Here is a 24,415-nt window from a genome sequence, read left to right as displayed (position 1 = left end):
CGTCACTCCCCGGGGTGACGGAGCGCTTTCGGAGTGTAGGTGCGGCCTCGTCCTGCCGTCACCATCAGCAGGAAGCGTCGCGCCCGCGACGCGCTGGTGAGGGGCACGAGTGAGCACAGACATCGGTGTGGCGGTGATCGGGGCCGGCTACTGGGGGCCGAACCTGGTCCGCAACGCGCAGGCGACCCCCGGCATGCGCCTGGAGTACCTGGTGGACCTGAACGAGCAGCGGGCGCGCACCGTGCTCGGGGACTACAGCACGGTCCGGGTGAGCTCGGACCTGGCCGCCGTCCTGGCCGACCCGGCGGTGCACGCGGTGGCCATCGCCACCCCGGCCGGCACGCACGTCGAGGTGGCCCTGGCCGCCCTCGCCGCCGGCAAGCACGTGCTGGTGGAGAAGCCGCTGGCGTCGAACTGGGCCGACGGGGCCGCGGTGGTCCACGCCGCCGAGGACGCCGGCCTGGTCCTCATGCTGGACCACACCTACTGCTACACCCCGGCCGTGCAGCACCTGCGCGCCCTGGTGCGCAGCGGCGAGCTCGGTGAGCTGCAGTACCTGGACTCGGTGCGGATCAACCTGGGCCTGGTCCAGGCCGACGTCGACGTCGTCTGGGACCTCGCGCCGCACGACCTGTCCATCCTGGACTCGCTGCTGCCGGACGGCGTCGTCCCGGTCAGCGTGTCCGCGCGCGGGTCGGACCCGCTGTCCTGCGGCCAGGTCTGCGTCGCGCACCTGAGCATCGAGCTGTCCAACGGCGCGATCGCCCACGTGCACGTCAACTGGCTGTCCCCGACGAAGGTCCGCACCACGATCGTCGGCGGGTCACGCAAGACCGTCGTCTGGGACGACCTGAACCCGGCCGCGCGCCTCGCCGTGTACGACCGCGGCATCGAGACCCTCGACCCGAGCACCCTGGGCGCCGACGTGCGCAACCAGACCCGGGTCTCCTACCGCATCGGCGACATGGTCGCCCCTGCCCTGCCCGAGAAGGAAGCGCTGCGCACCATGATGGCCGAGTTCCACGCCGCGATCACCGAGGGCCGCCCGGCCCTGACCGACGGGCGGTCGGGCCTGCGGGTCCTCGCCCTGCTGGAGGCGGCCAGCGAGAGCCTCCGCAACCAGGGCGTGGCCGTGCCGGTCGCCGGGGTGCTCGCGTGAGCGCCGCGGTCGACCTGCAGGGCGCCCGTGCGCTGGTGACCGGCGGTGCCGGCACCATCGGCTCGCACGTCGTGGACCAGCTGGTCCAGGCCGGTGCCGCCGAGGTCGTCGTGCTGGACAACCTGGTCCGCGGCCGCGTCGCCAACCTCGAGCGCGCCCTGGCCGAGGGGCCGGGCGTCGTGCGCCTGGTCGAGGGCGACATCCGCGACGTCCGCACGGTGCACGAGCTGACCCGCGGCAAGGACGTCGTCTTCCACCTCGCGGCCCTGCGGATCACCCAGTGCGCCGAGGAACCCCGGCTGGCGCTGGAGTCGCTCGTCGACGGCACCTTCACCGTGCTGGAGGCCGCCGTCGAGCACGGCGTGCGCAAGGTCGTCGCGTCGTCGTCGGCGTCGGTGTACGGCATGGCGGAGCAGTTCCCGACCACCGAGCGGCACCACCCGTACAACAACGACACCTTCTACGGCGCCGCCAAGGCGTTCAACGAGGGCATGCTGCGCAGCTTCCACGCCATGAACGGCCTGGACTACGTCGCGCTGCGCTACTTCAACGTCTACGGCCCGCGGATGGACGTGCACGGCGTCTACACCGAGGTGCTCATCCGCTGGATGGAGCGCATCGCCGCCGGCCAGCCGCCGCTGATCCAGGGCGACGGGCTGCAGACGATGGACTTCGTGCACGTCGAGGACATCGCCCGGGCCAACCTGCTGGCCGCCCAGGCCGACGTCACCGACGAGGTGTTCAACATCGCCGCGGGGGAGGAGACCAGCCTGCTGGACCTGGCCGGGCACCTGCTGGCCGCGATGGACTCCCACCTGGTGCCCGAGCACGGCCCGGCCCGCAAGGTCAACTCCGTCGTCCGCCGGCTCGCCGACGTCACCGCCGCCCGCGAGCAGCTGGGCTGGCAGAGCCGGATCACCATGGACGAGGGCCTGCGCGGCCTCGTCTCCTGGTGGCAGGCCGAGCAGGTGGCCGCACCGTGACGCTCGTGACCGAGCCGCCGGCGACCCTCCCGACCATCCCGGTGATGAAGCCGTGGCTGGGCGAGGAGGAGGCCGCCGCCGCGGCCGAGGCGGTGACCTCCGGCTGGGTGGCGCAGGGCCCCCGGGTGCGCGCCTTCGAGCAGGAGTTCGCCGCGCGGGTCGGTGCGGTGGAGGCGGTCGCCGTCTCCAACTGCACCACCGGGCTGCACCTCGCGCTGCACCTGCTGGGCGTGGGGGCCGGTGACGAGGTCGTCGTCCCGTCGTTCTCCTTCATCGCCACCGCCAACGCCGCGCGGTACGTGGCGGCCACGCCGGTGTTCGCCGACGTCGACCCGGTCACCGGCAACCTGACCGCCGAGACCATCGCGGCAGTGCTCACCGACCGCACCCGCGCGGTCATCGTGGTGCACCAGGCCGGGGTGCCGGCCGACACCCGGCCGATCTACGACCTGCTCCGCGCCCGCGGCATCGCCGTCGTGGAGGACGCCGCCTGCGCCATCGGCAGCACGCTCTACGGCGCGCCGGTGGGCTCCGACGTCGACCTCGCGGTCTTCTCCTTCCACCCGCGCAAGCTGGTCACCACCGGCGAGGGCGGCATGCTGGTCACCCGGCACCCGGCGTGGGCCGCCCGGGCCCGCCGGCTGCGCGAGCACGGCATGAGCGCCAGCGCGGCCGACCGGCACGCCACCGGCAGCGTGGCGCCCGAGCAGTACCTCGAGCCGGGCTTCAACTTCCGGATGACCGACGTGCAGGCCGCCATCGGCCGGGTGCAGCTCACCAAGCTGGACGCGATGGTGGCCCGCCGCCGCGAGCTGGCCGCCCGCTACCGCGAGCAGCTGGCCGGCCTGCCGCAGCTGCAGCTGGTCGCCGACCCCGCCTGGGGGACGACGAACTACCAGTCCTGCTGGGTGCTGCTGCCGGTCGACTCGCCGGTCGGCCGGGACGAGCTGCTGGCCCGGTTCACCGAGGCCGGCGTCTCCCCCCGGCGCGGGATCATGGCCTCGCACCTGGAACCGGCCTACGCCGACCTGCCCGCGGTGGCGCTGCCGGTCACCGAGCGGCTCACCGCCGACAGCCTGGTGCTCCCGCTGTACCACCAGATGACCGAGGCCGAGCAGGACCGCGTCGTCGCGGTGCTGCACGCGGTGTTCGGCCGGTGACCGCGGCCCCGCAGCCGCTGGTGGTGCTCGGCGCCGGCGGGTTCGCCCGCGAGACCGTGCAGCTGCTGCGCGCGCACCCGGGCTGCGGGCCCGACGGCCGCTCCTACGCCGTCGAGGGCTTCCTCGACGACGACCCGGCCCGGCACGGCACGCTGGTCGACGGCGCGCCCGTGCTCGGCGGGACCGGGCTGGCGGCCGACCTGGCCGCCGCCGGCACCGCCCTGCTGGTCTGCGTCGGCAACCCCGGCGCACCCACCTCGCGGCGGCGCCTGGTCGCCCGGCTCGGGTTGCCCGACGAGGCGTTCGCCACCGTCGTCCACCCGCTGGCCAGCGTCTCGCCCGACAGCGTCGTCGGCGCCGGCACGGTGCTGCACGCCGGTGTCGTGCTCACCGCCGCCGTGCAGGTGGGCCGGCACGTGGCGGTCATGCCGCACGTGGTCCTCACCCACGACGACGTCGTCGCCGACGCCGCCACCCTGGGCGCCGGCGTCCGGCTGGCCGGGACCGTCGAGGTGGGGGAGTCCGCCTACCTCGGCTCCGGTGCGCTGGTCCGGGAGGGCCGGCGGATCGGTGCCGACGCCGTCGTCGGCATGGGCAGCGTCGTGCTCACCGACGTGCCCGCCGGCGAGACCTGGGCGGGCTCGCCCGCCCGCCTGCTCCACCCCGCGCACGGGCGCCCGCCCGTGCACCCCGTCCCCCTGGAGTCCTCCCCGTGACCGCTCTCGACACCCCGACCTCGACCCTGCCCGTCCCGCTCGTCGACCTCGGCATCCAGCGTGACCGCATCGCCGACGAGGTCGCCGAGGGCCTGGCCCGCGTGCTGGCCACCACCGCCTTCATCGGCGGCCCGGACGTCACCGCCTTCGAGGAGGAGTTCGCCGCCTTCTCCGGCCGCGCGCACTGCGTGGGGCTGGGCAACGGCACCGACGCGCTGGAGTTCGCCCTGCGGGCGGCCGGCATCGGCCCCGGCGACGGCGTGGCCCTGCCCGCCAACACGTTCGTGGCCACCGCCGAGGCCGTGCTCCGGGCCGGCGCCACGCCGGTGCTCGTCGACGTAGACGACGAGCACCTGCTGATGGACCCGGCTGCGCTGGCCGAGGTGGCCGGCGGCTGCCGCGCCGTGCTCCCGGTGCACCTGTTCGGCCAGATGGCGCCGATGGCGGCGATCCGCGAGATCGCCGACCGGCACCAGCTCGTCGTGGTCGAGGACGCCGCCCAGGCCCAGGGCGCCACCCACCACGGGATCGGCATCGGCGGCTGGGGTGCCGCCGCGGGCACCAGCTTCTACCCCGGCAAGAACCTGGGCGCCTACGGCGACGCCGGTGGCATCACCACCGACGACGCCGCGCTGGCCCGCCGGGTGCGGATGCTCGCCGCGCACGGCAGCGAGGTGAAGTACCAGCACCCGGTGCTGGGCTTCAACTCCCGGCTGGACACCGTGCAGGCCGTGGTGCTGCGCGCCAAGCTGCGCCGGCTGGCCGAGTGGAACGCCGAGCGCGTCGCCGCCGCCGACCGGTACGCCGCGCTGCTCGCCGACGTGCCCGGGGTGCGGCTGCCCGGTGTGGCCGCCGGCAACGAGCACGTGTGGCACCTCTACGTCGTCCGGGTCGCCCAGCGGGACGCGGTGCTCGCCGAGCTGAACGCCGCCGGCATCGGCGCCGGCATCCACTACCCCGTGCCGGTGCACCACACCGGTGGCCTGGCCGACGCCGGGTACGCGCACGCCGACTTCCCGGTGACCGTCCGCGCCGCCGGCGAGATCCTGTCCCTGCCGCTGTTCCCCGGCATCACCGTGGCGCAGCAGGAGCGCGTCGCCGAGGCGCTCACCGCTGCGGTGGCCCACCGTGGCTGACGGCGTGCGGGTGCACCCGCTGGGCCTGTGCGAGAGCGAGGACGTCGGTGCCGGCACCCGGGTCTGGGCGTGGGCGCACGTCATGCCCGGCGCGCGCGTCGGTGCCGACTGCAACATCGGCGACCACGCCTACGTCGAGGGCGGCGCCGTGCTCGGCGACCGGGTGACGGTCAAGAACGCCGTGCTGGTGTTCGAGGGCGTCACGGTGGGCGACGACGTCTTCCTCGGCCCCAACGTGCTGTTCACCAACGACCTGCGGCCGCGGGCACACGTCAAGAAGGGCACCGACGCCCTGCTCCCCACCGTCGTCGAGGACGGCGTCACCCTCGGCGCCGGCACCGTCGTGGTCTGCGGCACGACCCTGGGCCGGCACGCCTTCGTCGGCGCCGGGTCGGTGGTCACCCGCGACGTCGCCCCGCACTCCTTCGTCGCCGGCAACCCGGCGGTGCACCGCGGGTGGGTGTGCTCCTGCGGGGAGCGGCTGGGCGCCGACCTGGGCTGCGGCTGCGGGCGGGCGTACGAGCACGGCACCGACGGTCTGCGCGTGCGCGCCGACGTCGTCACCCCGGTCGGCTGAGGCCGATGACCCGGACGGAGCAGGCGCGATGAGGGTCCTGGTGTACCCGCACCTGATGGAGATCGGCGGCAGCCAGCTCAACGCCGTCGAGCTCGCCGCCCGGGTCCAGCAGGCCGGCCACGAGGTGGTCGTCGTCGGCCCCGACGGCGCCCTGGTGCCGCGGGCCCGCGCTCTCGGGCTGGAGTACCTGCAGCTGCCGGTGCCGCACCGGTGGCCCGCGCCGCGCAACGTCGCGGCGCTCACCTCCCTGGTGCGCCGGCGCGGGATCGACGTGGTGCACGGCTACGAGTGGGGGCCGGCCCTGGAGCTGGCCTACGGCCCGCACCTGCTCCTCGGGACCCCCGCGGTCACCACCGTGCTGTCGATGGACGTGCCCGGTTTCCTGGCCCCGCACGTGCCGCTCGTCGTCGGCACCCGGGACCTCGTGGCCGAGGCGCGCCTCCGGTACGCCGAGGTGCACCTGATGGAGCCGCCGATCGACACCGAGCTCAACGCGCCCGGACCCGATCGCGCGGCGGCCCGCGCCCGGTTCGGCGTCGGCCCCGGCGAGTTGCTGCTGTCGGTGGTCTGCCGGCTGACGCCGGACCTGGAGAAGCTCCAGGGCGTGCTGACCGCCGTGCAGGTCGTCGGCGAGCTGGCCCGTTCCCGGCCGGTCCGGCTGCTCGTCGCCGGCGACGGGCCCGGCCTGGACGACGTCCGGGCCGCCGCCGCGCAGGTCAACGCGGCCACCGGCGCACCCACCGTCGTCGTCACCGGTGGGCTGCTGGACCCCCGCCCGGCCTACGACGCCGCCGACGTCGTGCTCGGCATGGGCAGCTCGGCGCTCAAGGGCATGGCCTTCGCCCGGCCACTGGTCGTGCAGGGCCACACCGGCTTCTGGCGGCTGCTCACCCCGGCCACCGAGCCGCTGTTCGCCGCGCAGGGCTGGTACGGCGCCGGCGACGGTGACGGGCCGGCGGCGCTGCGGGCGGCCCTCGCCCCGCTGCTCGACGCACCGGGCCACCGGGCCGAGCTCGGGGCCCTCGGCCGCGGGCTGGTCACCGAGCGGTTCTCGCTCACCGCCGCGGCAGCGGCCCTGGACCAGCTGTACCGCGACGTGCTCGCCGGGCCGGCCGCGCCGGCCGCCCGGCGCCGGCTGCTCGCCGGGCCGGCGCTGGAGGTCGGCAAGTTCAAGGCCGTCACCGCGTCCCCGGCGCTGCGCGCCTGGACCGAGCGGCGCGCGCACCGGCGGGCGGCCGACGAGCCGCTCGGCGTCGGGGCGGCGCCGTGAGCGCGACGCTGGACGGCCAGGTGCGCCGCGGGCTCGGCTGGAGCGCGGTGAGCAGCCTGCTGCTGCGCGCCGGCAGCCTGGTCACCGGGATCGTGCTGGCCCGGCTGCTGGCCCCGGAGGACTTCGGGGTCTTCGCCGTCGCGCTCACCGTGCAGGCCGTGCTGGTCACCCTGGCCGACCTCGGTCTCAGCGCGGACCTGGTCCGCGCCGAGGACCCCGAGCGCCGGGCGCCCACGGTGGCCACGCTCAGCCTGGTCAGCGGCGCGCTGCTGACCGTGCTGATGATCGTCACGGCCCGGCCGGTGGCGATCGCGCTGGGCAGCGAGGCGGCGACGCCGGTCATCGTGGTGCTGGCCTGCACCCTGGTGCTCAGTGGCGCCGGTGTCGTGCCGTACGCCCAGCTGCAGCGCCGGTTCGAGCAGAAGAAGCTGTTCGCCGTCGACGCGAGCGCCTTCCTTGTCTCCACCGCCGTCGTCGTGGCGCTGGTCCTGCTCGGGGTGGGGCCGATGGCCCTGGCACTGTCCCGGCTGGTCGGGCAGGTGGTGACCACGTGCCTGCAGTTCGCCCTGGCCCGGGTGCGGCCGCGGTTCGGGTTCGACCGGCAGGTGGCGGGCAGCGCGCTGCGCTTCGGCGCGCCGCTGGCACTGGCGAACATGCTCTCCTGGGCGCTGCTGAACATCGACAACGTGGTGGTCAGCCGCAGCCTGGGCGTCGTCGCGCTCGGCTTCTACGTGCTCGCCTTCAACGTCTCCTCCTGGCCGATGACCGCCATCGGGCAGGCCATCCGGCCGGTCACCCTCGCCGCCTTCAGCCGGCAGCAGGACGAGGACCCCGGGCCCGGGCTCGGCCGCGCGACGGCGCTCACCGCCGCCGTGGCCGTGCCCGCCGGTGCACTGCTCGCCGTGCTGGCCGGCCCGGTCGTCGCCGTCCTCTACGGGGAGCGGTGGGCGCCCTCGGCGGCCGCGCTGGCCGGGCTGGCCGCCTTCGGTGCCCTGCGGATCGTGCTCGACGTGCTGGCCACCTTCCTCATCGCCCGCGGCTCGGTCACCGCCGTGCTGGTCCTGCAGGTGGTGTGGGCGGTGACGCTCGTCCCGGTGATGGTCCTGGCCACCGCCCGGGGCGGGCTGGCCGCGGCCGGCTGGGCGCACCTGGCGGTCGCGCTGCTGGTCGTGCTGCCCGGCTACCTCGTCGCCGTGCGGCGGGCCGGCGCCTCGCCGTGGACCGTGCTCGGCCGGCTCTGGCCGCCGCTGCTGGCCGTCGTGCCGGCGGTCCTGGCCAGCGGCCTGCTGTCCGCCCGGGTCGAGCACCCGGCGCTCGCCCTGCTGCTGGGCGGCACCGTGGGGCTCGCCGTCTACGCCCTGCTGATCGGCCGGTGGGCGCTGGGCTGGGCGCGCACCACGCCGGCCGGCACCGACACCAGTACCGGCACCGGCACGGCGGACCTGCCCGCTCCCGGTCCCAGCGGCACCGCCCCGGTCGCCGTCCCGGCGTCCGCGGCCGGGTCGTCGTGAACCGGACCGCCGCCCCCGCCACCCCTGGCACCACCCACCCCCGATCGGAGCATCCCGTGAGCGTGCTGACCCCGGAGTCGCCGACGGCGCCCCGGCCACCCCGGCTCGGTGCCGGCCCGTGGCTCCGCCTCGCGCGCCGGCTGTCCGGGGCCCGCGGCGGGCTGGTCTCCGGTGCCCGCACCCCGACCGGCGCCCCGACCGGCGTCGCGCCGTCGCGGCGCCCGCGGGTGACCGTCGTCGTGCCCTGCTTCGACTACGCCCGTCACCTGCCGGTCGCCGTCGGCAGCGCGCTGGACCAGCAGGACGTCGACGTCGACGTGGTCGTGGTGGACGACGCATCGACCGACGACTCGCTGGCCGTCGCCCGCCGGCTCGCCGCCGCCGACCCGCGGGTCACCGTGGTGGCGCGGCCGGTGAACGGCGGGCCGGTCGCCACCTTCAACGAGGGCCTGCGGCACGTGCGCGGTGAGTACCTGGTCCGGCTGGACGCCGACGACGCGCTGACCCCGGGCTCGCTGGCCCGGGCGACCGCGCTGGCCGACGCCTTCCCCGAAGTGGGTCTGGTCTACGGCTCGCCACGGCACTTCTCCGGTGACCGGCTGCCGCCCGCACGCACCCGGGTGCGCTCGTGGACGGTCTGGTCCGGGCCGGAGTGGTTGGACCTGCGGTGCCGCACCGGGGTCAACTGCATCACCTCACCGGAGGTGCTGATGCGCACCTCGGTGGTCGAGCAGGTCGGCGGCCAGCGCGATCTGGACCACACCCACGACATGGAGATGTGGTACCGGCTGGCGCGGGCGGCCGACGTCGGCCGCGTCGACGGACCGGACCAGGCGTTCCACCGCGAGCACCCGGCCAGCCGCTCCGCGCGGGACGTCGACGTGCTGACCGACCTGCGCGAGCGGGCCGACGCGATGACGGTGCTGTTCACCGACGGCCTCGGGGACCCTCTGCAGGACGCCCGGCTGCTCGCCGTCGCCCGCGCCGCGCTGGCCGAGGAGGCCGTCGCCCGGGTGGCGCAGGCGGTCACCCGCGGCTGGGGCGGCGACGCCACCACCGACGCCTACCTGGCCTTCGCCGCCTCGCAGGTCGACGACCCCGCCGCGCTGCCCTCGGCGCGTCGACTCGCGGTGGCCCTGCGGGTGGGCCCGCGACGGGCACGATTCGTGCCGACCCTGCTGCTGCCGGCGGTGGGCCACCGGCTCGCGACGGAGGCACGCCGCCTGCTCTGGCGCCGGACCGGCCTGTGACCCGGTCAGCGGCCGGCGGCGGTGCGGGCACGGCGGGCCCACGCCCGCACCAGCAGAGGGGGAGCGCATGAACGTCGTCGGCACCGCCAGCAAGGGCGTCCGCACACTGCGGCAGGAGGGCTGGGAGGGCGTGGCCGAGCGGCTGGTCCGCGCGGCCAACCGGCGACTCAACGTGGCCCCCGAGGCGCTGCTGCTGCGGCCCGAGGAGATCGTCGACTCGGCCACCCTGGCCCCGGCACCGGTGGGCCCCACCCGGGCGCCGGGCAGCCCGCTGGACATCGGCTGGGTGCTGACCCCGCCGGCGGCCGGCTCCGGCGGGCACACCACGGTCTTCCGGATGGTGCGGGCCCTCGAGCAGGCCGGGCACCGGTGCGTGCTGTACCTCGTCGACGTCGCACCGGCCGACCTGCCCGCACGGGAGGCCGTGATCCGCGCCGCGTGGCCGGAGGTGGTCGCCCCGGTGCGGGCGGTCGCCGACGGGCTGCCCTCCCTGGACGCCCACGTCGCGACCGCCTGGCAGACCGCCCACGTCCTGGCCCGGCACACCGCGACCGCGGGCCGGCGCTTCTACCTGGTCCAGGACTACGAGCCGTACTTCTACGGCCGCGGGGCGGTCGCCGCGCTCGCCGAGGACACCTACCGCTTCGGCTTCCAGGTGATCTCGATCGGGCACATGGTGGCCGAGGAGCTGCACGACCGCTTCGGTGTGCAGGCCACGGTCGCCCCGTTCGGCACCGACCTGGACACCTACGGGCTGCTGGACCCCCGGCCCCGGGACGAGGTCGTGTTCTACGCGCGCCCCGGAGCCGCCCGCCGGGGGTACGAGCTGGGGGTGTGGTCGCTGGAGCTGTTCGCCGCCCGGCGTCCCGACGTCGTCATCAACACCTTCGGCTCGGCCGGTCCCCGGCTGCCCTTCCCGGTGCGGGCGCACACCCATCTGTCCCCGGCGGAGCTCAACGTGCTCTACAACCGCTGTGCCGCCGGGCTGGCCCTGTCGTTCACCAACATCTCGCTGATCGCCGCCGAGCTCCTGGCCGCCGGCGCGGTGCCGGTGGTCAACGACTCGCCCGGCCCGCGCGCGGACCTGGACAACCCGCACGTCCGGTGGGCCCGGCCCACGCCCGCCGCGGTCGCGGCGGCGCTGGAGCACGCGGTCGACGCCGCCCGGTCGTCCTCCCCGACCGAGATCAGCCACAGCGTGCGCGGGACCGGCTGGGAGCCGGCCGGTCGCGCGGTGGTCCGCGCGATCGAGGCGGCCTGCGCCGGGCAGGCGCCCCCGCCCACCGCCAGTGCGCCGTGGGAGAGGGGACACGTCCACCCAATGGGTGACGCGGAGTCCTTGTTCGATGACTGAGAGCGTCCGACTCGCTTAGAGTGGGAGATCAACCGCGGGGCTGCGTCGTCGGCCCGGGACATCACTGCGACGGGAAGGCCCCCATGAACCTCGCTGAGCTGGCGCGGGTGCTGCTCCGGTGGCGGTGGTTGATCGCCCCGGTCCTGGTCGTCGCCGTCCTGGCCGGTGGTCTCGTCTACCGGACGACCCCGCCGACCTGGTCGCAGACCGAGCGCTTCCTGCTGCTGTCCCCGGTGGTGACCGAGCAGGGTCCCGGCAACCCCTTCCTGCAGCTGGGCAACGGCGTGAGCATGGCCGCCGGCGTCCTGATGACCAAGGTCGCCGCCGGCCAGACGGCCGCCGGCATCACCGACGGCGTGCCGGGCGCGAGCTTCACCATCGCCGGGGACCCGGCGACCGCGGCACCCGTCGTCGTCGTCGTCGCCGAGGGACCGCAGCGGGCCGACGTGGCCCGCGTGCTGGACCGGGTCGGCGAGCAGCTGGTGGTCCAGCTGGCCCAGCTGCAGCAGGACAGCGGTGCGCCGCAGATCTCCTGGGTGACGATCAGCCAGCTCACCCGGGACCCGTCGGCCACCCCGGTGGACTCTGCCCGGCTGCGTGCGGCCGCGGTGAGCGTGCTCGGCGTGCTCGTCGTCGGCCTGCTGCTCCTGCTGCTGCTCGAGCGCCGGCGTCGCGGCCGGGCCGCGGACGGGGCGAGCCGGGAGCAGCCCGGTGGCGTGGCCGAGGACCCGCTGCAGTCCGCGACCGGCGCGGACGACCGGACCGTCCAGCGTCTGCCGGAGCGGGCCGGCTCGGCCGACGTGCGCAGGTTCGACTCCGGTCTCAGCAGCGCGCGTGTCCCCTAGTCCGACGCTGGAGGCTCCTCGCGCCGTCGGCACCACCGGGGGCGGGGTCCCGGCCGACCCGGGGGCCTCGACGCTGCCGGCGACCGCCTACCTCGTCCTGCTCGTCCTCGTCCCGTCGGTGTTCGTCGTCGGCCCGCTCGGGGCGGCGGGCACACCCGCCGGCCTGGTCGGGCTGCTGCTGCTCGTGCTGTGGGTGTTCGCCCGGGTCACCCGGGCACGGCCGGACCTGGGCACGACGGCGGTCCACTGGCTGGTGCTGCTGTTCGTCTCCGGGCTGCTCGCCGCGGTGACCTCGGCGGCCGCCCGGCCGATGAGCGCCCTGGAGACCAACAGCATGGTGCGCGGCGTGATCGTCGTGCTCGGCTGGGCCGGTGTCGCCCTGTTCCTCGCCGACTGCGCCCGTGGGCGGCTCCGGCTGTTCTCCGTGGTCCGCCTGCTGGTCGGCCTCGGGACGGTGCTGGCCCTGCTGGGGCTGTTCCAGTTCGCCACCGGCTTCGACTTCATCGCCCAGCTGTCCGTGCCCGGCCTGTCCCGCAACGCCTCGGCGTCCCTGTACGAGCGCGCGGGCTTCCACCGGGTCAACGCGACGGCCATCCACTCCATCGAGTTCGCGGCCGTGCTCGCCATGATCCTGCCGCTGGCGGCCACCGAGGCCCTCCGGCTGCGCACCCGCACCGCACTGCTCCAGGCCCTGCTCATCGCCGGCGCCATGCCGCTGACCGTGGCCCGGTCGGGGATCATCGGGCTCGCCGTCGGGCTGCTGTTCACCTTCGTGGTGGTCCCGCGGCGGATCCGCTGGCTGATGGTGGCCCTGAGCCCCGTCGCCGTCGGGGGCTTCGTGGTGGCCAGCCCCGGCCTGCTGGGCACGCTGCGCGACCTGTTCCTGGCGGCGGGCTCGGACACCAGCATCACCGCGCGCACCGGCGACTACCCGGCCGTCGAGGCCTTCGTGTCCGAGGTGCCGTGGCTGGGCCGGGGCCCGTTCACCTTCCTGCCCTCGATCTACCGGACCCTGGACAACCAGTACCTCGGGTCGGTGGTCGAGGGCGGCCTGCTCGGGCTCGCGGTCCTGCTGGCGCTGCTCGGCGGCGCCGTGCTCCTGGCCGCCCGGGTCGCCGTGCTGTCCGAGCCGGGGCCCGACCGGCTCCTGGCGGCGGCGCTGGCCACCGGGGTCGCCGTCGCGGCGCTGCTGTTCCTCACCTTCGACGCCTTCAGCTTCCCGATGGCGATGGGCGTGCTCTTCGTGCTCATCGGGCTGATCGGTGCTGCGTCGGCGACCGTGCGACCCCCGGTCCCGCCGGCCGGCGCCGGCCGCGGGGCGTCCCTGGCCGAGCGGGCGTCGGTGGTCGTCGTGTCGGCCTCGGTGCTGCTGGCCGGTGCCGCCCACGTCTCGGTCGCCGTGCCCAGCTACGAGGCCCGGGGGTCGATCGCCCTCGCCGTGCCGCCCCGCCCGGGGCAGAACATCTTCTACGGCAAGCTGGAGATCACCGGGGTCACCGACCTCGTGCACCAGGTGATGCAGAGCCCGCGCGAGCGGGCCCGGCTGGTGCAGCTCGGCGCCGGTGACTACCAGGTGGCCGTGGGCACCGGCAGCCTCGCGCCGAACACCGAGGTGGTGGGGTACGGCGACGTGATGTGGGTGGGCACCAGCGGGTCGACGGTCGCCGAGGCGCAGGCCCGCGCCGCCCTGGTCCGCGACGAGCTGGTCGCCGAGCTGCACGCCCTGCAGAGCGAGCGCGGCGTCGACCCGACGTACGAGGTCGCCGCCGTCGAGTCCTTCACCACCGCGGAGGTCGTCGAGCTGCCGGTGCGCCGGTCCATCGGGCTGGCCACCGCGGCGGTGCTCGCCGGGCTGGCGGCCCTGACCCTGTCCGCGGTGCTGCGCCGTCTCCGGGGGCGCCTGTCGTGACGCGCACGCCGCGCGTGCTGGTGTCGGTCGCGGTCGCCGTGCTGACCGGTGCGCTGCTGACCGGGGCCGGGCTCGCCGGTGCCGGACCTGCAACGGACCGGCTCGGCGCGGCCCGGGTGCTCGCACCGGCGCCCCCGCCGGCCGCCCCGGGGCCGCCCCGGCTGCGGCCGGTCGACGGCGGGCCGGACTTCCACGCCCGGTTCGCCGACGGGCTGCCGGTCGACCCGTCGTACTTCCCGATCGGGCTCTGGTACCAGGACGTGCCCGACCTGACCACCGCCCGGGACGACGCGGCGGCCGGCATCACCACCTACGTCGAGCTGACCGAGGGCAGCGACCTCGACGCCGTGCGCCGGGCCGGCATGTCCGCGATCGTGTCCGGGCCGCGGCCGGGACCGGTGACCGGCTGGCTGCTGGCCGACGAGGCCGACATGTGGGCCGGTCCGGGCGAGGCGCCGTGGACGGGCTCCTACCCGGGGCAGGGTGAGGTGTGCGCACCGGTCGAGGCCCCCTGCGGCTACACGGTCCAGCAGACGCTGCTGGACCAGCTGCCGGCCGACGGGCGGCTGCGGTTCGCCAACTACGGCAAGGGCGTCCTGTTCGGCATGGACGACGCCGACGCCGCCCGCTTCGTCAACGCCTACCAGGACGTCGTGTCGGTGGACGCGTACTGGTCCACCGACGGACACCTGTGCGGCGAGGGGGAGGGCGCCCGGTTGCTCGGCACCGAGGCACTGGACGCCGACCGACGGCTGCCCGACGCGCTCTGCCACCGGGCGGCCAACTACGGCCTGATGGTCGACCGCGTGCGCTCGCTGGTGCAACCGGCCGGCAGCCGGCCGGTGTGGGCCTTCGTCGAGCTCGGCCACCCCTCCACCGATGACGCCGAGCCCTCGATCACCGCCGCGCAGGTGCGCGCCGCAGTGTGGAGCAGCCTGGTGCACGAGGCGCGCGGGATCGTCTACTTCGGCCACAGCTTCGGTGGCCCCTGCCCCACCCAGCACGCGCTGCGCGACCCCTGCTACGCCGACGTGCGGGCCACCGTGACCGAGCTGCACGAGCAGCTGCGCTCGCTGGCGCCGGTGCTCAACGCCCCCACGGTGGACGGCGCCACCACCGTGGCCGGCGACGTCGACGTGCTGACCAAGTACAGCGGCGGCGACCTGCACCTGCTGGCCACCGCCACCGGCGAGGGCGCCTCGGGCGCGACCTTCCGGGTGGGTTGTGCCGGTGACGCCACGGTGTCGGTGTTCGGGGAGCAGCGCAGCGTGCCGATGACCGGCGGGGTGTTCAGCGACCGGTTCGCCGGCGCCGGGAGCACCCACGTGTACGAGGTCCCGGACGGGGCCGGCTGCCGGTTCTGACCCGTCGGGCCGGCGCGGCACGGTGGTGGTGCTGCGGCGGGTGGGGCTCGTGGGCAGCCAGGGCACGCGCGGGGCACCTCCACGATCAGGAACCTGTCCCCGGGTGTGTGCGGCGTGCCATGTTGTGCGCCGTCGGCCGACGGTCGGCGCACCGGCCGGGACCTCGATCGCCCCGGCGGTGCGCCGCGGTGGAGCGCAGTGCTCCGGCACGGGGGTGTCGCCGAACGGCCCGGCCCGCACGGCACCCGCCGCGCGCGCGGGCCGTCCGACAGTGGCTGCCCTGCAGGAGGACACGTGCGCAACCGGTCGAGCTGGCGTCTGTGGGTGTGCCTGCTCGCGTCGGCACTGGTGGCGCTGCTCGGTGGCGGCGCGGTGCACCTCAGCACGGTGTCGGCCACCCAGGGGGCGGGCGTGCGGCTGCCGCTGCCGGTCAGCAGCGCGGTCGACGACGACCGGGCCGCCGTGACGCTGGGCGTCCGGTTCACCCCGGCCGTGGACGGCGTGGTCACCGCGGTCGAGTTCCGGCGCGCGACGACGGCCGACACCGCCCGCGCCGTCCAGCTGTGGGACGCCGCGACCGGCGCGCAGCTGGCCGCCGCGACCGGCTCCGGCACCCGCACGGGCACGGTGTCCACCCCCTTCGCGGCACCGGTGCCCGTCCTGGCGGGCCGGACCTACGTGGCCTCCTACCTCGCCCCGCGCGGGCGGTACTCCGCCACGGTCGGCTGGTGGGACGTGCCCCGGGCATCCGGTCCGCTGTCCGCGCCGGCGGGCGCCGGGGTCTACCACTACGGCCGCACCGCGGCGCTGCCGCAGGACGTGTGGCGGTCCTCGGACTACGGCGTCACCCCGGTGTTCCGGCCCGGTCCGACGCCCGTGCCGACCACGACCGCCCCCACGGCACCCACGGCCACGACGCCAGCCACGCTGCCGGGCACGACGGCGCCGGCCCCGACCACCCCGCCTCCGACCACAGCCGCCCCCACCACGCCGGCCCCGACGACCACCACCGCCCCGGGCACCACGGCCGGCCCGGCGCCGACCACCGCGCCGGCCACCGCGCCGGCCCCCTCGGCCGGGGCCCCGGCGGCGCTGGCGGACCTGCCGCGAGTGCCCTGGAACGGCGGGCCGGCCTACTGGTCGCAGTTCCCGGCCACGGCGGGCACCCGGCTCGCCTCGGCCGACCACTTCCCGATCATGTACTGGGGCGCCTACGTCGACGACCAGCAGCGGGTCGACCGGCACGCCGCCGCGGGCATCACCACCTACGGCGAGCTGTACGCCACCGACGCGGGCTCGGCGGCCCGGATGCGCAGCGCCGGCATCCAGAACCTGGGCTGGGACCCGGGCGGCTCGGGGACGGAGTGGGTCGGCCGGATGTACGCCGACGAGGCCGACATGTGGGCCGGCACGGGCAGCGGCACCTGGACCGGCCGCTGGCCCGGGCAGGGCACGATCTGCACCACCGCCGGCACCGGCTGCGCGCAGGACGTGCTGCGCCGGCAGCAGTCCGCCTCGGTGGCCACCGACGGCCGGGTGCGGTACCTGCAGACCGGCAAGGGGGCGAACATGTGGTGGCCTGCCGCCACCGCCGCCGACTACGTCAACGGCACCCCCGACCGGCCGGTCGACGTGACCACCGCCTCGATGTACTGGTACACCGACGCCAACCTGCACGGCGGCGACCCTGCCATCCCGGGGGAGGCGACCACCTTCTACGACGTGCCCCGCGACCAGGTGCACCGGGCGGCGAACTACGGGCAGGTCACGATGGCGCGCCTGCGCCAGCTGGACGCCGCCGACGGCCGGTACACCGCCATCGGCACGCTGGTGGAGCTGGGCCAGCAGAACGCCGAGGCGCCGGGCGACTTCGCCCACGCCACCATGACCCCGGACCGCATCGAGGGCGCCGTCTGGTCCTCGCTGATCGGGGAGGCGCGGATCGTGGGCTACTTCTCCCACGGTTTCGGCACCCAGCCGACCCCCGACGCGCTCACCGAGTCCACGAGCTCCCACTACCGCTCGGTGCAGGCGCGGGTGACCGCTCTCGACGCCCGGATCCAGGCGTTGGCGCCGGTGCTGAACACGCAGTCCTACGCCTGGGACCACGGCAGCGGCACCGTCACGATGACCAAGGCCTACGACGGCCACCTCTACGTGTTCGCCCAGCAGGCCCGTTCGGCCAGCACGTCGGGCACGTACACGTTCGCGCTGCCGCCGGGCGTCTCCGGGTCGGTGGAGGTGCTCGACGAGGGCCGGACCCTGGACGCGGCGGACGGGTCGTTCACCGACGCCTTCGCCCAGGAGCACACGACCCACGTCTACCGGGTGCGCCTGTAGCCCGGTCAGCCCTCCACGATCTCGCGCAGCAGCTCGGCCCGGGAGGTCCAGGAGCAGGGCAGCACCGAGGTGCGCAGCTTCTCCGGCTCCAGCAGCGGGCCGAACTCCAGGGACTCCCGGACGGCGGCGACGAACCCGTCGGCGTCGGCCACCCGCACCCGGTCCCGGTAGTGGTCGAGCTCGGCGAACGGCGTGCTGACCACGGGCAGGCCGAGGGCCAGGTACTCCTTGAGCTTGATCGGGTTGCAGCGGTGGATCCACGGCTGGTCCACCCACGGCATCAGCGCGACGTCGAAGCCCGCGCCGTAGCCGGCGATCTCGGCGTAGGGCCGCCGGCCCAGCCAGTGCACGTTCGGGTGCCGGGTGAGGCGCTCCATGGGGTGCGAGGAGCTGCCGACCAGCACCAGCGAGGCGTCCGGCAGCTCCACGGCCACCCGCTCCAGCAGGTCGAAGTCGACCACGAAGTCGTCCAGTGCCCCGAAGAACCCGATCCGCGGGCCGGGGATCGCGCGCAGGTCGGCGGGCAGGTCGTCGTCCTCGCGCGGCGCGAAGTGGTCGACGTCGACGCCGTGGTCGAGGAACACCGCGCGCTCGCCGGTGAGCGCTCGCTCCTCCTCCATCAGCGCCCGGCTGACGTACAGCACCCGGTCGGAGTGGGTGAGCATCTGCTGCTCGAGCGCGGCGATCGCCTCGCGGTCGGCCTCCGGGAAGTCCGAGTGCCTGTCCGACCGGTTGTAGACCAGCGCCGTGCGGGCCATCGGCCGGACGACGTCCCAGGCGGTGGGCAGGGTGGCGACCACGACCGGGCGCCGGATGCCGAGCGCCAGGCACACCGCGCGCACCTGCAGCCGCACGACGGCGGCACCCACGGCACGCCCGGCGGCGGAGCCGTAGAAGGGCAGCGGCAGCGGGGACATCACGTGGAAGCCGGGCACGTCGGGCAGCGGTCGGCGCACGAGCTTGGCGACGCTGCGCAGCTTGCGCAGGACCCGCCGGGTCACCTGCGTGCTGGAGCCGGGCGTGGGCATCCGCATGCCGATGCTGTTGACCACCAGGACCGTCCGCTGCTCGGCCAGCGACCGCATCAGCTGGAAGTCCGAGTGGGCCGTGTTGTGGTACCACCAGTCCTGCGCGGCGAAGCAGACGTAGGCGGGTCCGCGCGGGGCGGCCGGGCGCTCGGGCCAGGCCGGCATCCGCAGCAGCGCCCGCAGGCCGGCCCGGTGCACGGCGGCATCCGGCCCGCGCACCGACCGGAGCGCCTCGTTCGTGACGGCCGCCAGCCGCATGCCCGCCGCGGCCGCGCGGCCGGCGCGCTCGCGGTGCAGCCGCACCCGGTTGGTCACCGACAGCGCCCACAGCGCGGGGGACGTCGACTGCTCGCCCCCGATGTGCACCGCCTCCGCCTCCGGGACGTAGCGGACGGCGAGCCCGTGGTCGCCGGCGCGCAGCATGTACTCGGTCTCCTCGCTGTAGAGGAAGTACCGCTCGTCGAGCAGGCCCAGCGCCGCGCTGCACTCGGCCGAGACGAGCCACACCGCACCGGTGGCCCAGTCCGGCAGCTGCTCGCCCCGGTAGGCCGACGGGTCGGTGACCATCTCGCCCAGCCGTCCGGCCCGGCGGCCGCCGAGCAGCGCGTCGGCCCAGGCGCGCCGCGCCGTCGGTGCGCGGCGCAGGGACGGCTGCGTCGTCCCGTCCGCGCCGAGCAACCGCGGGACGGCGATGCCCGTCCCCGGGACGGCGAGGCCCTCCAGGAGCAGCCGGACCGCGTCGGGGGCCAACCGGACGTCGGGGTTCAGCACCAGCACGTCCCGGCCGGCGGCGTGCCGCAGGCCGGCGTTCACCCCGGCGGCGAAGCCGTCGTTGCCGGCCTGCGCGAGCACGGTGGCCGCGGGCGCGGCCGCGCGCACCGCGTCCAGCGTGCCGTCGCCGGAGGCGTTGTCCACCACGATCACCTCGGCGTCGGCGCGACCGGCGCGGGCCAGCGCGTGGCCCACCGACTGCAGGCACCCGGCCACCACCTCGGCGCTGTGGAACGTGACGACGACGACGGCCAGCGGCCGTCCCGCCGGCGGGGTCGTGCCCCCGCTCACGCCTGCACCACGGGGGGCAGCAGGGCGGCCTGCGGCAGCACGTGCACCGTCGCGCCCTCCTCGACCGCCTCGGCGAGCACGGGCGGGACCAGGGTGAGGGTCGGCGGGACGGCCACCGGCAGCACCGGCCGCGGGGCGGCGGTCGCCGTCACCCGGGCGGCCAGGGTCCGGGCCAGCAGCAGGACGGCGAAGGGGAGGTCGTCGACCAGGTACCGGCGGGCCAGGCGCCGCGGTTCCTGGGCGAGCCGGTGCAGCCACTCGGCCCCGAGCCGCTGGGCGACCTGCGGTGCGCGCCGGAACTGGCCCGCCGCCATCGGGATGCCCGCACCGCAGCCGAGGAACCAGGCGTGCGGGAGCAGCGGCCGCAGCCGGGCGATCAGCCGTTCCTGCTTGGGGAAGCCGAGGCCGACGAGGACGAGGTCCGGCGCGGCCGCCGTGACGGCCGACTCCAGGGCGGCCAGTTCCTGCTCGTCCTGGTCGAACCCGAACGGCGGTGACACCGCCCCGACCACCCGCAGCCCGGGGTAGCGGGCGGCGAGGGCCTGCCCCGCTGCCTCCGGGACCCCGGGCAGACCGCCGATCAGGTAGACGGAGCGGCCGGTGCGGGCAGCGGACTCGCACAGCGAGAAGACCAGCGAGGCGCCGGTGACGCGCTCGGGCACGCGCGCCCCGGCGAGCCGGGCGGCCCACACCACGGGCATCCCGTCGGCGACGGAGAGCTCGGCGGCGGCGACCAGCCGCGCGTACGCGGGGTCCCGGGTGGCGGCGCGCAGGATGTCGATGTTGACGGTCACGATCGACCCGCCTCGACCCTCGGAGATGGCCTGGACGACGGAGTCGCCCACCGCTCGCTCGGTGAGCCCCGTCACGGAGACAGGGCCGAGCCAGGCGGTGTCCACGGTCGTGCGCATACCGGTCCTCCACGCGTCGAGCGACGACCCGCAGCTGTCACGGACGACGTGCCGGGGGCGACGTGGGGATCCGCTGCGGATCTTGTGAGGACAGAGTCGGCAACGTCCTGACCTGCATTGACGTCTCGAGGCCCGGTGTCATCCCAAGGGGTGTGCCGGTTGCTGTCGCCCTCCACCGAACGGGGTACGTCCGCGCCGGACCAGCACGCTGCGCGACGGCGCTAACCTGGGGACCGGCCCCCCGTGCACCCGGCGCGACGAGCGCGGCCACCGGCACCCAGGAGTGGACCCACCGTGACCCTGCGCGGCGTGCTCGACGTCGTCCTCACCGACCCCGGCATGGCCCGCGTGGTCGCTGCGGCCGGTACCGCCGACCTCACGGTCACCGCACCGCCGACCGTGCAGCCGCTGGTCGCCGCGGCGCTGGCGGCCGCGGGGGGCGGCGACGGCGTGCCGGTGCTGGTGGTGACCGCGGGGGAGCGGGACGCCGAGCAGGTCACCACGCTGCTGCGCTGCCTGGTGCCCGAGCGCCGGGTCGAGACGTTCCCGGCCTGGGAGACGCTGCCGCACGAGCGGCTCAGCCCCCGCGCGGACACGGTCGGCCGCCGGCTGGCCGTGCTGCGCGACCTCACCCACCCCGCCGAGGGCGCCGCGATCGACGTGCTGGTGGCCCCGGTGCGCAGCGTGCTGCAGCCGCTGTCACCCGGCCTGGGCGACCTGGTCCCGGTCGAGCTGACCGGTGGCGACACGGCCTCGCTGGACGACGTCGCCCAGGCCCTGTCCGACGCTGCCTACACCCGGGTGGAGCTGGTGGAGAAGCGCGGGGAGTTCGCCGTCCGCGGTGGACTGCTCGACGTCTTCCCGCCCACCGAGCAGCACCCGGTGCGGGTGGAGTTCTGGGGCGACGAGGTCGACGAGCTGCGCTACTTCTCCGCCGGCGACCAGCGCTCGACCGACGAGCGGCCCGATCGGTTGTGGGCGCCGCCGTGTCGCGAGCTGCTGCTCACCCCGGTCGTGCGCCGGCGGGCGGCCGAGCTGGCGGTGGCGCACCCCGAGCTGCTGGAGGTGCTCGGCAAGCTGGCCGAGGGCATCGCGGTGGAGGGCATGGAGTCGCTCATCCCGGCCCTGATCGGCGACGAGCAGATGCAGCTGCTCACCGACCTGGTGCCGCGCGGCACGCACGTGCTGGTGCTGGACCCGGAGCGGGTGCGCAGCCGGTCGGCCGACCTGGTGCGCACTGCCGAGGAGTTCCTCGCCGCGTCCTGGGCCACCGCCGCCGAGGCCGGCCAGGCGCCGATCGACCTCGGTGCCTCGAGCTTCCAGGACCTGGCGGACGTGCAGGCCGCCGCGAGCGCCCGCGGGCTGCCCTGGTGGACCACCGGCGCCTTCACGCTGCACGACACCGACGACGACACCCACGTCACCCTGGACGCCACCGCCGTCGAGCGCTTCCACGGCGACCAGCCCCGGGCCATCGAGCAGATGCGGCAGTGGGGCCGCGACCGGTGGCGCGTCGTCCTCACGTTCGCCGGGCCCGGCCCGGCGCAGCGCGCGGCCGACCAGCTGACCGAGGCCGACCTCGGCGTCCGGCTGGTGCCCGACGTCCCGACCGCTCCCGACGCCGGGCTGACCCACGTCACCCAGGGCTCGCTGGAGGCCGGGTTCGCCTTCCCCGGCATCGGGCTGGCGCTGCTCACCGAGGGCGACATGACCGGCCAGCGCGGCACCTCGATGCGCGAGGCCACCAAGATGCCGGCCCGCCGGCGCAACGCCGTGGACCTGGTGCAGCTGCAGCCCGGTGACCTGGTGGTGCACGAGCAGCACGGGATCGGCCGGTACATCGAGATGGTCAGCCGCACCGTGCACGGCGGGCAGCGCGACTACCTGATCGTGGAGTACGCCCCGAGCCGGCGGAACCAGCCGCCGGACCGGCTGTTCGTGCCCACCGACTCCCTGGACCAGCTGACCCGCTACGTGGGCGGCGAGGCGCCGTCGCTGTCCAAGCTCGGCGGTGCCGACTGGGCGAAGACCAAGGGCAAGGCGCGCAAGGCGGTCAAGCAGATCGCCGCGGAGCTGATCCGGCTCTACTCCGCCCGGATGGCCAGCAAGGGCCACGCCTTCGGTCCGGACACCGTCTGGCAGCGCGAGCTGGAGGACGCCTTCCCGTTCCAGGAGACCCCCGACCAGCTCTCGGCGATCGACGAGGTCAAGGCGGACATGGCCCAGCCGGTGCCGATGGACCGGATCATCTGCGGCGACGTCGGCTACGGCAAGACCGAGATCGCCATCCGCGCGGCGTTCAAGGCAGTGCAGGACGGCAAGCAGGTCGGCGTCCTGGTGCCGACCACGCTGCTGGCCAACCAGCACTACAAGACCTTCTCCGAGCGGATGGCCCAGTTCCCGGTCACCGTGAAGGTGCTGAGCCGGTTCCAGTCCCGGGCCGAGAGCGAGGAGACGCTGCGGCAGCTGGCCGACGGCGAGGTCGACGTGCTGATCGGCACGCACCGGCTGCTGCAGCCGACCACCCGGTTCAAGGACCTCGGTCTGGTCATCGTGGACGAGGAGCAGCGCTTCGGGGTCGAGCACAAGGAGTACCTGAAGACGATGCGGACGGCGGTCGACGTGCTGTCCATGTCGGCGACGCCGATCCCGCGCACCCTGGAGATGTCGCTGACCGGCATCCGCGAGATGTCCACGATCCTCACCCCGCCCGAGGAGCGGCACCCGGTGCTGACCTACGTGGGCGCCTGGGAGGACAAGCAGATGGCCGCGGCGATCCGGCGCGAGCTGCTGCGCGACGGCCAGGTGTTCGTCATCCACAACCGGGTGCAGTCGATCGACAAGGCGGCGGCCAAGATCCGCGCCCTGGTGCCCGAGGCCCGGGTCGCGGTCGGGCACGGCCAGATGGGCGAGGCCGAGCTGGAGAAGATCATGGTCGGCTTCTGGGAGAAGGAGTACGACGTCCTGGTCGCCACCACGATCGTGGAGTCCGGCCTGGACATCCCGAACGCCAACACCCTCATCGTCGACAGGGCGGACACCTTCGGCCTGTCCCAGCTGCACCAGATCCGCGGCCGGGTGGGCCGTGGCCGGGAACGCGCCTACGCCTACTTCACCTACGACCCGACGCGGCCGCTGACCGAGACCTCGGTCGACCGGCTGACCACCATCGCGCACAACACCGACCTCGGCGCCGGCATGGCGGTGGCGATGAAGGACCTGGAGATCCGCGGCTCGGGCAACCTGCTCGGTGGCGAGCAGTCCGGGTTCATCGCCGGCGTCGGGTTCGACCTCTATGTCCGGCTGGTCGGCGAGGCGGTCAGCGACTACCGGGCGCAGGCCACGGGGGAGTCGCCGGCGGTGGAGCCGGCCGACGTGCGGGTCGACCTGCCGGTCGACGCGCACCTGCCGCACGACTACGTGCCCGGGGAGCGGCTGCGGATGGAGGCCTACCGCAAGGTCGCCTCCGTGCAGGACGACGAGCAGGCGCAGGCCGTGCTGGACGAGCTCACCGACCGCTACGGCCCGGCGCCTGCCCCGGTGCTCAACCTGCTGGCCGTGGCCCGGTTCCGGGCGGCGATGCGACACCTCGGCGTGACCGAGGTGTCGATGCAGGGCCGCTCGATCCGGGTCGGCCCGGCCGAGCTGCGGGAGTCCCAGCAGATGAAGCTGGCCCGGCTGGCCGACGGTGCCACCTACAAGCCGGCGGTGAACACGATCTCCCTCAAGGTGCCCACCGGTCCCGACCGGCGCACCCCGCTGCGCGACGTCGCGCTGCTGGAGAAGCTGCACCAGGTGCTGTCCGCGGTCCTGGAGCAGCCGGTGGTCGTCGCCTCCTGA

At 75.4% G+C, this 24,415-nt stretch carries 17 protein-coding genes; 15 read left to right on the top strand and 2 right to left on the bottom strand.

The features are described from left to right. Positions 1–109: 109 nt before the first annotated feature. The 14 genes from G1H19_RS16655 (at position 110) to G1H19_RS16590 (ending at position 17,574) form a co-directional block, all read left to right on the top strand. Positions 110–1,159: a Gfo/Idh/MocA family protein gene (locus G1H19_RS16655; protein ID WP_162393056.1), complete on the top strand. Its 1,050-nt coding sequence runs from the start codon at positions 110–112 to the stop codon at positions 1,157–1,159. Beyond that, a complete protein-coding gene (locus G1H19_RS16650) occupies positions 1,156–2,142 on the top strand; it encodes an NAD-dependent epimerase/dehydratase family protein (protein ID WP_162393057.1) in 987 nt (328 codons plus the stop codon). The genes G1H19_RS16655 and G1H19_RS16650 overlap by 4 nt, the downstream gene beginning before the upstream one ends. Before the next feature lie 5 nt (positions 2,143–2,147). Continuing rightward, positions 2,148–3,302, top strand: coding sequence for a DegT/DnrJ/EryC1/StrS family aminotransferase (locus G1H19_RS16645; protein WP_202925920.1), 1,155 nt, complete (start codon positions 2,148–2,150; stop codon positions 3,300–3,302). Beyond that, a complete protein-coding gene (locus G1H19_RS16640) occupies positions 3,299–4,018 on the top strand; it encodes an acetyltransferase (RefSeq protein WP_202925921.1) in 720 nt (239 codons plus the stop codon). The genes G1H19_RS16645 and G1H19_RS16640 overlap by 4 nt, the downstream gene beginning before the upstream one ends. Further along, entirely contained in the window at positions 4,015–5,154 is a 1,140-nt protein-coding gene (locus tag G1H19_RS16635; protein ID WP_202925922.1) for a DegT/DnrJ/EryC1/StrS family aminotransferase, read from the top strand. The genes G1H19_RS16640 and G1H19_RS16635 overlap by 4 nt, the downstream gene beginning before the upstream one ends. Beyond that, on the top strand, positions 5,147–5,731 hold the full coding sequence (locus tag G1H19_RS24670; protein WP_162393058.1) for an acyltransferase: 585 nt from the start codon (positions 5,147–5,149) through the stop codon (positions 5,729–5,731). The genes G1H19_RS16635 and G1H19_RS24670 overlap by 8 nt, the downstream gene beginning before the upstream one ends. Positions 5,732–5,759: 28 nt before the next feature. Further along, entirely contained in the window at positions 5,760–7,001 is a 1,242-nt protein-coding gene (locus G1H19_RS16625) for a glycosyltransferase (RefSeq protein ID WP_152730881.1), read from the top strand. Next, on the top strand, positions 6,998–8,512 hold the full coding sequence (locus tag G1H19_RS16620) for an oligosaccharide flippase family protein (protein WP_152730882.1): 1,515 nt from the start codon (positions 6,998–7,000) through the stop codon (positions 8,510–8,512). Before G1H19_RS16625 ends, G1H19_RS16620 begins: the two co-directional genes overlap by 4 nt. A 56-nt stretch (positions 8,513–8,568) precedes the next feature. Then, entirely contained in the window at positions 8,569–9,762 is a 1,194-nt protein-coding gene (locus G1H19_RS16615) for a glycosyltransferase family 2 protein (RefSeq protein ID WP_202925923.1), read from the top strand. 67 nt (positions 9,763–9,829) lie between these two features. Beyond that, positions 9,830–11,116: a rhamnosyltransferase WsaF family glycosyltransferase gene (locus tag G1H19_RS16610; RefSeq protein ID WP_193616534.1), complete on the top strand. Its 1,287-nt coding sequence runs from the start codon at positions 9,830–9,832 to the stop codon at positions 11,114–11,116. 83 nt (positions 11,117–11,199) lie between these two features. Further along, positions 11,200–11,961, top strand: a complete 762-nt coding sequence (locus tag G1H19_RS16605) for a hypothetical protein (RefSeq protein WP_152730883.1) — start codon at positions 11,200–11,202, stop codon at positions 11,959–11,961. Beyond that, a complete protein-coding gene (locus tag G1H19_RS23425; protein ID WP_152730884.1) occupies positions 11,951–13,870 on the top strand; it encodes an O-antigen ligase family protein in 1,920 nt (639 codons plus the stop codon). The genes G1H19_RS16605 and G1H19_RS23425 overlap by 11 nt, the downstream gene beginning before the upstream one ends. Beyond that, complete coding sequence (locus G1H19_RS16595; RefSeq protein ID WP_152730885.1) at positions 13,867–15,234, top strand: hypothetical protein; 1,368 nt, start codon at positions 13,867–13,869, stop codon at positions 15,232–15,234. The genes G1H19_RS23425 and G1H19_RS16595 overlap by 4 nt, the downstream gene beginning before the upstream one ends. A 294-nt stretch (positions 15,235–15,528) precedes the next feature. Further along, positions 15,529–17,574, top strand: coding sequence for a DUF4082 domain-containing protein (locus tag G1H19_RS16590; protein ID WP_152730886.1), 2,046 nt, complete (start codon positions 15,529–15,531; stop codon positions 17,572–17,574). Between the two features lie 5 nt (positions 17,575–17,579). On the opposite strand, the gene G1H19_RS16585 is transcribed toward G1H19_RS16590, so the two are convergent. Then, positions 17,580–19,664: a glycosyltransferase gene (locus tag G1H19_RS16585; RefSeq protein ID WP_162393059.1), complete on the bottom strand. Its 2,085-nt coding sequence runs from the start codon at positions 19,662–19,664 to the stop codon at positions 17,580–17,582. Then, the gene (locus tag G1H19_RS16580; RefSeq protein ID WP_152730887.1) at positions 19,661–20,575 is read right to left on the bottom strand and encodes a WecB/TagA/CpsF family glycosyltransferase; all 915 of its coding nucleotides are present in this window, start codon (positions 20,573–20,575) and stop codon (positions 19,661–19,663) included. The genes G1H19_RS16585 and G1H19_RS16580 overlap by 4 nt, the downstream gene beginning before the upstream one ends. Positions 20,576–20,869: 294 nt before the next feature. On the opposite strand from G1H19_RS16580, the gene mfd reads away from it, so the two are divergent. After that, a complete protein-coding gene (gene mfd, locus G1H19_RS16575) occupies positions 20,870–24,415 on the top strand; it encodes a transcription-repair coupling factor (protein ID WP_202925924.1) in 3,546 nt (1,181 codons plus the stop codon).

The organism is Goekera deserti (assembly GCF_010685995.1).
GTDB classification, from domain to species: Bacteria; Actinomycetota; Actinomycetes; order Mycobacteriales; family Geodermatophilaceae; genus Goekera; species Goekera deserti.
This window is presented reverse-complemented; position numbering and strand designations above follow the sequence as displayed.